The following is a 13,120-nucleotide window of genomic DNA, read 5'->3' on the forward strand; positions in this document are numbered from 1 at the left end:
ACACCCTTCAATCTAGTAAATTTTCCTTTTCTTATTCTCCGTCTCTTATGAGTCAGCAACTTCATTTAAAGAAAAAGCTGCGTCATCCCAATACCTATGACAGCGCTTTAGCTGCAAAACCAAAAAAATAATGTATCTCTCTTCTGGAATCAGGGAAAATCGGCAGGTGCTGGTGTCTTTAATGCAAGGTATTTATTCCAATTCAGATCCGAGAAGAGAGAATTCATTCATAGTATTCCTGTCTGGCTTATTGTGAATATTTAGCTCTTAAGTGCATAAAGTGTTTCCTATGCTCAAAAATCCAAAATTCTTACCGGAAATAGTAAGCTGTCACCCATCTACTTTTGTCCATTATTAAATGGATCGTTTCGTTCAAGTTTGAAAACAGCGGTCACCGGGAGATGATCAGAAGCTAAAGTTCGAATCACCTCGGCATTGACTGTTTCGATATTATCGGTTGTGAAAAGATAGTCGATTCTCACATTAGGGTTTATTGAAGAATAAGTGTAAGCTGTAGGTTGATCAGCAAAAGCATCACTATAATTGGAAATCATCAGCTGCATTTCCGAGCTTTCCGGTTTTGCGTTTAGATCTCCCATGATAATTTTAGGTCCTTTAACTTGCCCAGCAAGTTCATTGACTTCCCGAATCTGGATTTCGCGTTCTGCGGAAGTCAGCGCTAGGTGAGTATTATAAAAGTGAACTTGATTTCCTTTAACATTGATTGTCGCCTCAAGCAGACCTCTCTGCTCCGTGTTTCCAATTTTCGTAAGTTTGTGGTTTTCAGAATCTAAGATTGGATATTTGCTTAAAATCGCTGTCCCATACTGGCGGCGCGGTTCCCCTTCGATTAATGGTGCATTATCAAGGTTTGCTCCATACACATAAAACATGCCAAGCCGTTTTGCCAGCCAATTAGCCTGGTCTTCGAAGTTGCTGCGACTAGACCAATGATTGTCCACTTCCTGCAAGCCAATGATATCTGCCTCCGAGTTTTCAATAACCTGAGCAATCCGTTCCAAATCCAAAACCCTATCTGTCCCTTCACCGTGATGAATGTTATAAGACATTACCTTAACGTCAACCGATTCTCCGCGTGGGAACTCGGTTTCATCGGCAAAGGAGTTTTGTCCGAAACCAGAAAGAGCAACAATGGCACAAGTAACAGCTAACATGAACGATACCGCTTTTCGTCTTTGATATTTTGTCATCATAATGAATCCTCCTAATCGATTTATGTATTTCTACTTTAATCATACAAAAGGAATTTATGGTTTTTATAGAAACTAAATTAAGAAAATGTATAATTATGTTACTATTTTGTAAATTATGGTTATTGGGACCTATGACATTGGTACTGTTGAAATTTTATTTTCTTTGGACAAAAAAGTGCCCGAAGGAAATGGATAGTTTAGAAAGCCTCCTAAAGAAGAAAATTCTTTAGGAGGTTTTTTATTGGAATATAAACGCGACTTAGAACAGAAACATAAAGAAGCTTTAGCATTAATAGAGGAGTGGGAGAGGAAACTAGAAGAGGGAAGTGAAATAATCGTGTCTAATATTAATCAGATCACAGAAAATGGACTTATAACCAGAAGTGTTAAGAGTGATATTTAATAATTGCGACCTTGGGAAATTTTAGGATTAAAATGGAGCGATATTGATTTCCATAAAAAAACGATTCATGTTAATCGTTCCCTCGGTAGAGTTCCTAAAGTGGGTTATCTTTTTACTACTCCAAAGACGAAACATTCTATTCGACGAATTCCTAGAATTTGTTCTAAATGAATTACGGGTTGTTAAGAAGGGACATGAAGAGTGGGTGAATTATTCGAGAATCAAGACTTAGTAATCTGCACGAATACGGGTTCTGTTCAAGATCCACGTAATGTCATACGGGTTATGAAACGCATTGTAAAAAGCATAGAGGTTACTAACATTCGATTTCATGATATTCGGTATACACATGCATCAATTCTCATATCTGAGGGTGTAGATATTGGTAAAATTTCTAATCGATTGGGTCACACAAGTCCTAAAACCAAATTAGAATTTTATGCACACTTACTACCAAACAGCGATAATAATATTGCAGACATTTTTCACCATGCTGTGCAAAATGAAGAGTTATGATTTTTGAAAAATCCTGCGGACAAAATGCGGTCAAATCAATAAAAAAATGAAATATGTTTTTCTGAATTACAAAAAGAAAAAGCCTTCAAACATTGATATATCAATGTTTGAAGGCACTTTCAGATGATGATCCCGACTGGGCTCGAACCAGCGACCTCCACCCTGTCAATTTTGTATCCCTTAAATTACCTGGTTAAACGGAGTTCATTAAGGTTAAATAAGTCTGATTTAAAAAGGTTTAATTGACTGAGTTAATCAATTCAGCTATTTAAGTTCAGTACAGAAAATTAATTTTGCGGACAAATTGCAGACAAGAGAGTAAACAGGTGGTCTGTATTACTTCCTTAAGTGAAACAGTATATAACAGTATCAATTAATTTCTATGTAATGTTTATATACTCATGAATATCTTCACATGAGAATAAATTTTAGTCCATTTATAAATATGATAGAATAATAAAAACAAACTATTCTAACAGTTAATAAGGATGTGAGGCAGTTGAAACGAATGCTTGCCATAAGTGATATTCATGGTGATATAGAAAAGTTCGAGAGACTTTTGGAGCTTGTTCAATATGACAAAGACAGAGACCAGTTACTTTTATTAGGTGATTTTGTGGATCGGGGGTCCCATTCAAAAGCTGTTTTAGATAAAGTCATTCAGCTGAAGTGCGAGGGAGCGATTGCTTTAATTGGCAATCATGAAAAGATGATGATAGATGCTTTTCATGGTGATCTGATGAACTTGAAAAGATGGTATTACAATGGCGGAATAAAAACGCTTCAAAATTACTACTATGACATTGAAAAGGACGATGCTGAGTATTGGTATACGACCGACGAAATGCCTGAGCCTATTCAAATGAATGATGACATCCGCACACATATTGAAATACTAAAAGAGTTTCCATACTACTATGAAACAGAAACCCACATCTTTGTTCATGCAGGAGTTGATCCAGAAACACCAATAAAGTCGTCAGAACCTCATACATTAGTGTGGATTCGTGAGGAGTTCCACAAGGGATACAAGGGAGTAAAGACCGTTGTATTCGGACATACACCGACAAAGTATTTGCACGAAAGCAGCGAAGTATACTTTGGGGATAATAATATCATTGGAATTGATGGCGGCTGTGCTTATGGTGGAAGGTTGTATTGTCTGGAGGTTGGGAGTTCACAAGTTTTTTATGTTGAATAGTACATATTAGAGCATGATTTACTTGATAGGTTCGCTCTCTTGAGACTAATATTAGAGTAATTTTTTTCAGAACACTTGGAGATTAGACGGGTGCTTTAGTTAAACAAGACCATCATTTCGATGGTCTATTTTTACGTCCAAAACATCAAGTAGATTTCGGCCATCCATTGTGAAATGTTTCACTTAAACTAACGGAGCAGTTTAGTTGAAGAAGAAATGAAAAAAAACAAGGATTGTACATGGTTTATCAAGAAAATGTTATTAACAAAATATGGGGGGATGTATTATGCATACGACACCAAAACATATAATTGCAGTTTCAGCTTATGTTACTAATGAAAATGGAGAAGCTCTATTAGTCAAGACACACTGGCGGTCTGATACTTGGGAAGCTCCAGGAGGACAGGTGGAAGAAGGAGAACCTCTTGATAAAGCTGTATGTAGAGAAATATTAGAGGAAACAGGGATAGTTATCTCACCTATTGGAATAACAGGAGTGTATTACAATGCTACAAAACATTTATTATCTGTGGTGTTTAAGGCGAAATATGTTAGTGGAGAAATAAAAATTCAACCAGAAGAAATTAAAGAGGCTAAATTCATTAAACTTACCGAGGAAAATATAGATAATTACATAACTCGCCCGCATATGAAGTCTCGCACAATTGATTGTATAAAAGCCAAAAACTTTATCCCTTATGAAACTTGGGAGGTAAATCCTTATAACTTAGTAGGAAGATTATTTTAATTCAACTAACGGGTGCTTTACTTCAATAAGGAGTGAAGCCTTTTTTCTTATTGAACTAAAGGGGCAGGTTAGTTCTATAAGAATGCTAAAATGAATTAATTGTAAAGCGGCTAAATTGGGGAGTGAAACATGAATATAATCCTTTGGCTTGTAAATGCTGTTATGTTATTTGGTGTTTGGTTGTTTGCTTCTGTCTTTCTGTCGACAGGGGATGAATGGTGGTCCTTATACACTTTTAATATGGAGGAAATATCTCCTTTCAATCTAGAAATATCTTGGCTAAATGTCTTTATATTTGGATTCATTTCTTTGGTAATTTCTTTCTTCCTTGTAAAGATAACTTCAGTAAAAAAATAACAACTTAGTTCTTCTTCAACTAACGGGTGCTTTAGTAAAAATCATCGGGCTGCTTAGGCAGCTTTTTTTCTTATTGAACTAACGGGGCAGGTTAGTTAAATAAGTATGTTTGGTTTGTTAAAGTGCATCAAAAGCATATTTAATTAACTTATGGAGGATTTTGAAATTCAACATTCAATACATGGACAGTTAATTACTAGAATATAAAGATTGGAGTAGACTATGGATTTTAATCTGATATATAAAAAGTTAACGAAATGGGAAAATTGTGGTTTCAAAACTATGGAAAATGGAGCGAGAGTCATCTGTAAAGTGCCTCATGTGGCAGAGCAGGCATGGTTACACAGAATCTATGCACCCAAAAAGTTTCAAGAGATACAAGCTTTGGAACAGTCTTTAGGAATGCCCCTACCTAAGGACTTGAAAGAATTTTTTTCTTACGCTAATGGAATTAATATCTTTTCTGACAGTCTTAGTGTTTGGGGAATTAGAGACTCGTATTTGAGAACAATAGAAGATTCGTTTCAACCATATGATTTATATCAAGCACATAAAGAAGAGGAGTCTAAATTGTCATATAGTACCGTTATTTTTGGTAGTTACAATTGGGATGGATCGCTAATGATTTACGATTGCAGTCAGCATAAAGTTTTAAGGTGTGAAGGGGATAAATTAACACCATTACAGGAATGGCAAAACTTATGGATATGGTTGGAAAGTGAACTGGACAGACTATCACTATTATTCGACGAATGTGGTGTCTTGTATGATTTGGATCAACCTACAACACCATAACAATGACTAACGAGGCAGGTTAGTTCAATAACAACAAATGATAATACAAAATTAGTTATAAGGCGGGAAGAAATGAACACTATTTTGAAGCATTTCTTAAGTTTGAAAGAAATATTGAACTCGTTCAATGGATTAGAAAAAGATTATAATTGGCTATTAACTGACTTAGAATGGTCTGAAAATCACCTAGAATACTTTCAAGATTATCGGATTTTTGACGATAACGATGACCGACTTAATAATTTCTGGATTACAGGTGAAAATCTAACAAAACTTGCTAATCAAGAAGATGTTTATTTTATTTGGGGTGTATTTTCTGCATTCAAAATGAATGAGAGTCTTGATTTAGATAGCATTCAAGTAGAACCATATGCTGACGGAAATCCGAAATTTTGGGTCGATAACCCAGAAATCCAACATCCAAAAGCCGTTGCTGAGTTGATATTATGGGACTCATCATTAATTCTGCTTCTTAGTAAAGATACAAATATTACCAGTAATTTCAGAAGGACATTTAAAGACTGGAAAGACCTAAATATTTATAATCAGTCATAACTTCTTGTTTAACTAACGGAGCAGGTTAGTTCAAGATGAACAAAATTAAACGTAATTGAGGGAGAGAAAGATGAACCTATTCGAAGATGATTTAATCAAGGAATACCAAGAATGGAAATTAGCAAATCCAAATTCATTTAATTGGTGGAGTTACGTTAATCTAAAAGCTGATTTACAAACTGCTTTGGCATTTGCTAAATTCTTTTCTCCTGAACTTATTGAAAAAGAAGACTGTTTAATATTAAAAGATAGATATGAAGATGGCCTGTTTAACAGCTGGATGGAAGATTGCCAAGGTAACAAAACTGAAATAGAAAAAATGATGAATTTATATGAACTCAATGATTTCTTTCACATTAACAGGAAAGATGATGAAGAAGAAATTCAATTAAGGGCATTAGGGGAAGTTCTTAAACATTTTTGGTCAATGACATTTAAACTGAACTATCCTAACAGAAATATTGTAATTGAGGTATTTGAAGAATATGACGAACAACTTTTCATCACTGTTTTTGAACAGTTATAACTTCTTTCTTCTTCAACTAACGGGGCAGGTTAGTTTAATAAGCTATAAACAATATCTATCCTAACGGATTGTGGAACAAGGATAAACGAAGTTATAAGTATGRGGAAAGGTGAGATCGAAATGGAGTTCAAATATTATCTTAGTGGAATTGGGTGGGCTACTTGTATTGTTGAAGTAAATGCACAAAAATTAGAATTCACCACAAGTTATTTAACTAATTGTTTAGATGATTTTCTTAAGTCATTAATGTATTTAAACTCTTTTTGTGTCCCAAAAGATGAGGTAATGAAAAAAACTAAGTGTGAATGGGAAGGTGAGCCAGAGGGAATTGTTTGGTCTTTTGAATTAAAAGAAAACCAAATACTTTTTATTGAGGTAGTGCATTATGAAGAATTAGGCAGCAAAGATAACTCTCAAACACTAATTAAAACTGAATATCCATATGATGAATTCTTAAGAATTGTTTTAATTGAGTTAGATGCCTTAATTAAAAGACACGGAATTATTGGCTACAGAGAACAATGGTATGATTTTGATTTCCCCTTGAGTACCTTCCTTAAACTGAAGCATTATATAATTAATAAGCAGAAATACCCTGTGAAAAAAGTTTCAGGAGAGCTTGATGAAGAAACAAGAAGTAACTTGAAATATGATTCTGAATTATTGTTACAAAAAATCAAATAAATCTTATACGGGTCCTTTAGTTGAAGAGCCTTGGGCTGATTAAGCCAACTCTTTATTCAATTAACGTTCAATAAGGAGTGAAGCCTTTTTTCTTATTGAACTAACGCAGCAGTTGAATTGAAGAAGAAATAGATATTGTTATCATTTTTTTAAGAAGAATGTTGGTGAGGGGTGGCTTTACAAGTGACTATTTTTTCGATAAACAATTACTTGAAATTAAAAAACCTTAATTTACACGATAGTGAACTCCACAATATACAGGTTGATTATATGAATAAAGAAATACAAGTACAGTTTGTTACAGCCGTAACTCCAGAAGTTAATTCGAATCAAATTTTCTGGGTTTTTAAAGAGGTATACGACTTTAACATTACAATGAAAGAACCTTGGGGAAGTGGATTTTACGTTAACTCAATCGAATTTGATGAGTTTTCGGATAGGCATATTAAGACCATAGTTTTATTGAACTCAGGAGACGAGATAAATTGTATATCTGAAATAATAAAATTAGAGTAAGTTAATTTAACTAATGGGTGCTTTAGTTAAAGATCATCGGGCTGATCAGCGGCCCTTTTTCTTATTGAACTAACGGGGCAGGTTAGTTAAATAATTTAAGGTAAAAAGTTTATAGGATGGTGATTAATCTTGAAAGACATACTTCAAATGATTAATGATGGAAAATTTAGTGAAGATGTAGCGTACGACATTGTGGATGAAATTACCGAAGACTTTCATGAAGGTAAAATAAGTAAACAGCCTAGAGAAGAACTTAACATGGACAGTTACGAATGGACTGCGTTTTGTCATGGGGCCAGTTTAAGTGTGTTGGCGATATGGCGAAAAGAGGGTTGGCAAGAACAGTGTAGCCAATGTGGGAATAAGATTAATTATAAAAAATATGGTTGGATAATTCGAGATGATAAATTGATTGGCTTAAACTGTTGTAATTGATTGTAGAATAATATACCGATTTACATAATCATATCCTTCTTCAACTAACGGGTGCTTTAGTTAAACAAGACTATCGTTTCGATGGTCTATTTTTACGTCCAAAACATTAAGTAGGATTTGGCAATCAATGTGAAATACTACACTTAAAGTAACAAAGTAGGTTGTTCAACGTATTAAGTCGTTTTAGAACTCTTATACAGGCATATAAATTAAAAAGGAAGTGTACTAACTGAAAAAGAGTAAAGTCACTTTAATTGGGACCATTGTAATTTTATTTGTTATAACCATTTTATTTATCAATAACGCCTCGTCAAAAGGAAATATATCCGAAGTTCCACCTACGATAAGTCCCCAAGAGCAAGCAGAAAACGAAAAAAAAATGGCTGAGATTGAAAATTTCCTCTATGGAGAAAGTGGAATCATAAAACAAGTAAATGATGAATTAGTGAAAAAAGGTTATAAATTTCAGATGTTGGTTATGGCAAATTCTGTGGATGACGTTCAAGTGAAATTTATCTTAAACAATAAAGACGCTATTGAATCCGAACAAGAAACGGTAAAATCAATTTTMTTTGAAATAGTTAAAAAGAATAACTTAGATTCTAATGCATTTAAACTTAAAGTGGCTGATAGTGATGATGGACCAGACTGGTAATTTCTTATTCAACTAACGGCTGCTTTAGTTGAAGAACAGAAGATCGTCAGAGACGGTCTTTTTTGTTTGGCTAAAGCCCCAAGTCAGATTGGATATTTATTCATGGGACTGGGAAAGCGAAACCGCCAAAAGCCCGTCAAATCAACGATGTATATTCGGTGAACATGAGATGGATCGGTGAAAAGAGGAAGAAGTGAGGGTTGATATGGGTTGTTTAGGTAGTGGTAACTTCCGTGAAGATGTGTTAGGTGTGGTGTGACAACAAAGTACTTTACTAATTTCAAATTAACCTTAATTCAATAATAATAAAGAAAATCTATATGATTATAAATCAAGTTAAGTATAATGAATAGTTGGTTACTAACCTATAAAACGGAGGCGTAAAATGATAAAAAAAGTTTGTTTTGTTATATTCTGTTTAATTATTATAGGAACAACTTTCTGGATGACGAATCAAAGTAAGAGCGAAGGTTACGTATTTTCATCTGATGAATCAGAAATTTGGGTAATTAAGATCGGTGATGAAGATATTAAAGGAAAAAATCAAGCAGAAATTAAAAATATATTAGAAGATAAAGCTTCTGTATCTCAAGGATCTTTTTATAGAATACCCTTATTCAATCAAGTTGCTAATACAAACTTCAAACAAGGAGATAAGGTGAAAATCTATTGGTATGGAGAAGTTATCCAGACAGCACCGGGTAGGATTGTAAAAACAAGTTTAATTACCAAAATTAAAAATTAAAAGGGATCTATTTAATAATAAACAAAAGGCAGAGCGTTATATAATTTATACATATTTATTATTAAGTGATATTTTATCTCTTTAGGTGTCCATGAAATACAATAATTAAAGTAAATCGACTTAAAGTAAAAAAGGATAAATAAAAAACCATCGATTTTTAAACCTTCAGCAGGAATCAAATATTTTATAGACAATAAATATCAGTTCTTTAAAGGAGAAATTTTTATGGAATTTACTTGTCCATGTTGTGGCTATAAAACTTTAGAAGAAGAACCACCTGGAACTTTTGAGATATGTGAGATTTGTTATTGGGAAGATGATGATATACAATTCCAAGATCCTGATTTTGAGGGAGGGGCGAATGAAGTTTCTTTAAGACAAGCCCAACAAAACTTCATGAAATTTAGAGCTTGTGATAAGGAAAGTTTAGACGCAGTGAGGATAGCTAAAATCATACAGACATAAAAGATAGAGATTGGAAACCATTGGGATAGTTCCAATACGAGAAGGGAAACTCTTCGATCACATTTTTTCTTCAACTAACGGGTGCTTTAGTTAAAGGTCATCGGGCTGATTAAACAGCCCTTTTTCTTATTGAACTAACGCAGCAGTTTAGTTGAATAGTACATTAATAGACAAAGATAGAAAATGGGAATTTACGGGGGGAAAGCAAATGAACATAGCAACGGAAAGATTAATAATACGTAAATTTACATATGACGATTGGCGATGTGTATATGAGTATACATCTGATATTAATGTTATGAAATATATGCCAGAAGGTGTTTTTTCTGACGAAGATTCAAAGGAATTTGTAATTAAAAACAGTAGTGAAAATGCTAAGAGTTTCCCTGTGTTGTTAAAGAAGGACCAAACATTGATTGGTCACATTGTGTTCCATAAGTATTTTGGTGAACATACGTATGAGATAGGTTGGGTGTTCAATCCAAAATATTATAATAAAGGGTATGCATCTGAAGCAGCACATTCTATATTGAAATATGGTTTTGAGACAATGAAATTACATAGGATTATAGCGACTTGTCAGCCTGAGAATATTCCATCATATCGAGTTATGGAGAAAATTGGTATGAGAAGAGAAGGTTTTTTCAAGAAGTGTATACCGCAAGGAAACGAATGGTGGGATGAGTATTATTACGCACTCTTAGATGAGGAGTGGAGATCTTGCTTATTCAACTACCATGGAAGAACGTAATTTAATTCCATATTCTGTGGTGAAGCAGGGCTTCATGGATGGCTAACGGGTGCCTTACTTCAAGTAGGAGTGGAGCCTTTTTTCTTATTGAACTAACGGGGCAGGTTAGTTGAAGAGTATTGTTTAACTTGTGTTCAACAATCGGGCCAGATTGTTATATAACCATCTGAATAAACAAGCGGATTAGTCTGAAGGTAAAGGGGATTTATATGAATACAAAACGTAAAAGGAAGGTCTGGGGGATAGGTTCAGGAGTATTTATTGTACTTGTTATAGCTTTCATATCTTGGTATTATCCATTATCGCCTTTTAGCATCCATCAAAGCTTTACATATCATCCTGGTTCGGAAATCCATAATGGCAAAACCTACGAAGAAGAGATTGGCGAGTTTAAAGTTGCCTATGAGAAGGATCTAAAAAAGGTTTTAGAAAGTGATAATTACAATCCTACGGTAAATCGAACTCAATTTATTCTTCCGATTTTTGAACAAGAATGGCTGATCGGCACGGACTCCAAAACAATTGATAAAGATAAACTGGATAGAATGCTTTTCGATGTACAACAGGCAAGAAATACCCTGTTAGATCTTGTTTCTGAAGGAGATTATTCCAGAGAAGAAAGAGTACACCTGGTTGACAGCATAAATAATTTCCTTAACTTAGAAGAAAGTATTAGATTTATAAGAAACGGAAAAAAATTTTCGAGAAGTGATTTGCAAAGGATGTTAGGTAATTTACAAGGAGATTTCTGGGCAGGTTTTGATTACTATACCACCGTTTTTTATGATGTATCTCATAAATAAAAGTTTGAAGCAATCGGGCGCGATTGTTTAATAAGCGTCCCTGTTCTAATTCAACTAACGGGTGCTTTAGTTAAAGATCATTAGGCTGCCTTGGCAGCTTTTTTTCTTATTCAACTAACGGGGCAGGTAGTTGTAGAAAAAGTAACGGAAGGCGAAAGCGAAAAAGTATTAGTAGTGAAGGGAATCACTCAAAAGGAAGCATTAGAAGCGACATTCTATGAATTAACTGGAAGTGAAGACCACGAGAATATCATTTGGTTTGTAAGCGACGAAAACCATTTTCAAGGGATTGAAAATGGGGAACAAGTGAACGTTTGGTGGGATCCAGGAAAAATGCACGGAGAGCCTTCAATTCTCACACTAACAGCCGAAAAAGTGGAAGTGATAAGAGATTAACTTATCAACTTATCAACTTAGCTACAAAAAGAACAGAAGTGGGTTCATTTATTCAGTAGATAAACTCAATCATAATGAGTTTATACGCCTGAGACCTTAGTAGAAATAGCTAACTCTCTTGATTTTGAATTAACTTAAAATTTCTTATTCAACTAACGGGTGCTTTAGTTGAATAAGAAAAAAGAAAAAAGCTAACGTCTGAGAAAAGACGTTAGCTTTCGGGATTTACAGGTATGCTCCGCATGTATCGTTTTAACGCAAATATCCCACCATTCTTGTAACGCCCAAAACCCTTGATATATAAAGGTTTTAGGCGTTTTTTGTTTAGGTGTAAAGGCTATAGAAAGAAGGATTAACGCTTTTTTTGTTGAACTTATTGAACTAACGGGGCAGGTTAGCTAAAGAATATAATTCATCATCAGCTGAACTTTTTCTGAATTTAAGGAGTGTTGCAAATGAAAATTAAAGTGTTTTTTGAAGCAAAAAGTTTAGAGGAAACTAATGAACTTTTAGACGGTTTTAAGGAGTTTGGTACGAAAAATGATGTCTTAATGATTGTTACTGAAATAGAAAAGTATTGGAAAATTGATGATATGTTTAGTGTTTGTCTGGATATTAATAAATCCTCAAATCCAAACGTAAAAACTATACTTAATAAAATAGCATCAAAATGGCTGGAACTTCCAAACGAATTTCTAGCATCAAAAACAATGGATGATTGTGAGATTTATATACCAAAAGTTTATATGATAACTCTTGAAATAGAGGATTAGGCTTATTCAACTAACGGGTGCTTTAGTTCAAGATCAAGTAGCTGCGTGTTCAGCTCATTTTATTTTTTCACTACGTATTTGAATTCTTTCATCCCCAAAAACACCAAACCATAAGGTTCGGTGTTTTTGGTTTGGAGTTTCTAGCTAAGTAAGAGTACTACATATCAGAATGTTTAAAACTGATTATTGTTTGCCTACCTGACTCAACCCTAATTTTTATAACGTCAATCCAATCCCCAACATTATGTGCTCCATAATATGGTCGTACTTGTAAAGTAACATCATAAGAACCTCCCACACCTTGTAGTTGGTCAATTTTTAAAATAGTTGTATCCCATCCTGCCCATTGAGGAACGCCCTTTGGTGCATCTTTATAAATCTCTAATAAAGCCTTATCAATTGAGGGAGAAAGACTCATCATAAGTGCATAATACATTTTATCGCGTTCTAATTTATCCGGAAGTTGGTTTACTTTATGAGCTTGAACCACAATGGTCGAAGTAATGACAACCAGTATAATTAAAACCGAAATGAACCTTTTATTCAAAGCAGAACCCTCCTTTCATTTATTATGGCAATTAC

18 protein-coding genes and 1 pseudogene are annotated in these 13,120 nt (G+C 34.2%); 17 read left to right on the forward strand and 2 right to left on the reverse strand.

All coding sequences use genetic code 11. The features are described from left to right. Positions 1-338 precede the first annotated feature (338 nt). Positions 339-1,214, reverse strand: coding sequence for an endonuclease/exonuclease/phosphatase family protein (locus AC1DSK_RS02115; protein ID WP_477598030.1), 876 nt, complete (start codon positions 1,212-1,214; stop codon positions 339-341). Positions 1,215-1,455: 241 nt separating this feature from the next. Between AC1DSK_RS02115 and AC1DSK_RS02120 the strand changes: the two genes are divergently transcribed. The 17 genes and pseudogenes from AC1DSK_RS02120 to AC1DSK_RS02200 all read left to right on the forward strand — a co-directional run bounded on the left by AC1DSK_RS02120 (position 1,456) and on the right by AC1DSK_RS02200 (position 12,538). Next, positions 1,456-1,617: a hypothetical protein gene (locus tag AC1DSK_RS02120; RefSeq protein ID WP_477548587.1), complete on the forward strand. Its 162-nt coding sequence runs from the start codon at positions 1,456-1,458 to the stop codon at positions 1,615-1,617. A gap of 201 nt (positions 1,618-1,818) precedes the next feature. Further along, on the forward strand, positions 1,819-2,133 hold the full coding sequence (locus tag AC1DSK_RS02125) for a tyrosine-type recombinase/integrase (RefSeq protein ID WP_477548588.1): 315 nt from the start codon (positions 1,819-1,821) through the stop codon (positions 2,131-2,133). 499 nt (positions 2,134-2,632) lie between these two features. Then, entirely contained in the window at positions 2,633-3,334 is a 702-nt protein-coding gene (locus AC1DSK_RS02130; protein ID WP_477548589.1) for a metallophosphoesterase family protein, read from the forward strand. Between the two features lie 283 nt (positions 3,335-3,617). Further along, positions 3,618-4,082, forward strand: coding sequence for an NUDIX hydrolase (locus tag AC1DSK_RS02135; protein ID WP_477548604.1), 465 nt, complete (start codon positions 3,618-3,620; stop codon positions 4,080-4,082). Between the two features lie 579 nt (positions 4,083-4,661). Then, positions 4,662-5,234, forward strand: coding sequence for an SMI1/KNR4 family protein (locus AC1DSK_RS02140; protein WP_477548590.1), 573 nt, complete (start codon positions 4,662-4,664; stop codon positions 5,232-5,234). Positions 5,235-5,306: 72 nt separating this feature from the next. After that, complete coding sequence (locus AC1DSK_RS02145; protein WP_477548591.1) at positions 5,307-5,789, forward strand: hypothetical protein; 483 nt, start codon at positions 5,307-5,309, stop codon at positions 5,787-5,789. Positions 5,790-5,859: 70 nt separating this feature from the next. Beyond that, positions 5,860-6,315, forward strand: coding sequence for a hypothetical protein (locus tag AC1DSK_RS02150; protein ID WP_477548592.1), 456 nt, complete (start codon positions 5,860-5,862; stop codon positions 6,313-6,315). 120 nt (positions 6,316-6,435) lie between these two features. After that, entirely contained in the window at positions 6,436-6,999 is a 564-nt protein-coding gene (locus tag AC1DSK_RS02155) for a hypothetical protein (RefSeq protein WP_477548593.1), read from the forward strand. A gap of 183 nt (positions 7,000-7,182) precedes the next feature. Further along, positions 7,183-7,515, forward strand: coding sequence for a hypothetical protein (locus tag AC1DSK_RS02160; protein WP_477548594.1), 333 nt, complete (start codon positions 7,183-7,185; stop codon positions 7,513-7,515). 129 nt (positions 7,516-7,644) lie between these two features. Then, positions 7,645-7,950, forward strand: a complete 306-nt coding sequence (locus tag AC1DSK_RS02165; protein WP_477548595.1) for a hypothetical protein — start codon at positions 7,645-7,647, stop codon at positions 7,948-7,950. Between the two features lie 379 nt (positions 7,951-8,329). After that, complete coding sequence (locus tag AC1DSK_RS02170) at positions 8,330-8,605, forward strand: hypothetical protein (protein ID WP_477598032.1); 276 nt, start codon at positions 8,330-8,332, stop codon at positions 8,603-8,605. Between the two features lie 385 nt (positions 8,606-8,990). Then, a complete protein-coding gene (locus AC1DSK_RS02175) occupies positions 8,991-9,350 on the forward strand; it encodes a hypothetical protein (protein WP_477548597.1) in 360 nt (119 codons plus the stop codon). A gap of 225 nt (positions 9,351-9,575) precedes the next feature. Beyond that, positions 9,576-9,844, forward strand: a pseudogene (locus AC1DSK_RS02180) (CPCC family cysteine-rich protein). Positions 9,845-10,023: 179 nt separating this feature from the next. Then, positions 10,024-10,566, forward strand: a complete 543-nt coding sequence (locus AC1DSK_RS02185) for a GNAT family N-acetyltransferase (RefSeq protein WP_477548598.1) — start codon at positions 10,024-10,026, stop codon at positions 10,564-10,566. A 209-nt stretch (positions 10,567-10,775) separates the two neighbouring features. Continuing rightward, positions 10,776-11,369 (forward strand): hypothetical protein, encoded by a 594-nt coding sequence (locus tag AC1DSK_RS02190; protein ID WP_477548599.1) that lies wholly within the window; start codon positions 10,776-10,778, stop codon positions 11,367-11,369. Between the two features lie 90 nt (positions 11,370-11,459). Then, a complete protein-coding gene (locus AC1DSK_RS02195) occupies positions 11,460-11,765 on the forward strand; it encodes a DUF3221 domain-containing protein (RefSeq protein ID WP_477548600.1) in 306 nt (101 codons plus the stop codon). Between the two features lie 455 nt (positions 11,766-12,220). Beyond that, positions 12,221-12,538, forward strand: a complete 318-nt coding sequence (locus AC1DSK_RS02200) for a hypothetical protein (protein ID WP_477548601.1) — start codon at positions 12,221-12,223, stop codon at positions 12,536-12,538. Between the two features lie 157 nt (positions 12,539-12,695). On the opposite strand, the gene AC1DSK_RS02205 is transcribed toward AC1DSK_RS02200, so the two are convergent. Next, the gene (locus AC1DSK_RS02205; RefSeq protein ID WP_477548602.1) at positions 12,696-13,085 is read right to left on the reverse strand and encodes a DUF3888 domain-containing protein; all 390 of its coding nucleotides are present in this window, start codon (positions 13,083-13,085) and stop codon (positions 12,696-12,698) included. Between the last annotated feature and the right edge of the window lie 35 nt (positions 13,086-13,120).

The organism is Paenisporosarcina sp. P4_B8, assembly GCF_056402175.1.

Excerpts from the sequence above, each read along its gene's own strand:
- AC1DSK_RS02190 (WP_477548599.1), top strand. The coding sequence starts at position 10,776 with ATGAATACAAAACGTAAAAGGAAGGTCTGGGGGATAGGTTCAGGAGTA.
- AC1DSK_RS02150 (WP_477548592.1), top strand. The coding sequence starts at position 5,860 with ATGAACCTATTCGAAGATGATTTAATCAAGGAATACCAAGAATGGAAA.
- AC1DSK_RS02185 (WP_477548598.1), top strand. The coding sequence starts at position 10,024 with ATGAACATAGCAACGGAAAGATTAATAATACGTAAATTTACATATGAC.
- AC1DSK_RS02175 (WP_477548597.1), top strand. The coding sequence starts at position 8,991 with ATGATAAAAAAAGTTTGTTTTGTTATATTCTGTTTAATTATTATAGGA.
- AC1DSK_RS02140 (WP_477548590.1), top strand. The coding sequence starts at position 4,662 with ATGGATTTTAATCTGATATATAAAAAGTTAACGAAATGGGAAAATTGT.
- AC1DSK_RS02115 (WP_477598030.1), bottom strand. The coding sequence starts at position 1,214 with ATGATGACAAAATATCAAAGACGAAAAGCGGTATCGTTCATGTTAGCT.
- AC1DSK_RS02200 (WP_477548601.1), top strand. The coding sequence starts at position 12,221 with ATGAAAATTAAAGTGTTTTTTGAAGCAAAAAGTTTAGAGGAAACTAAT.
- AC1DSK_RS02155 (WP_477548593.1), top strand. The coding sequence starts at position 6,436 with ATGGAGTTCAAATATTATCTTAGTGGAATTGGGTGGGCTACTTGTATT.
- AC1DSK_RS02145 (WP_477548591.1), top strand. The coding sequence starts at position 5,307 with ATGAACACTATTTTGAAGCATTTCTTAAGTTTGAAAGAAATATTGAAC.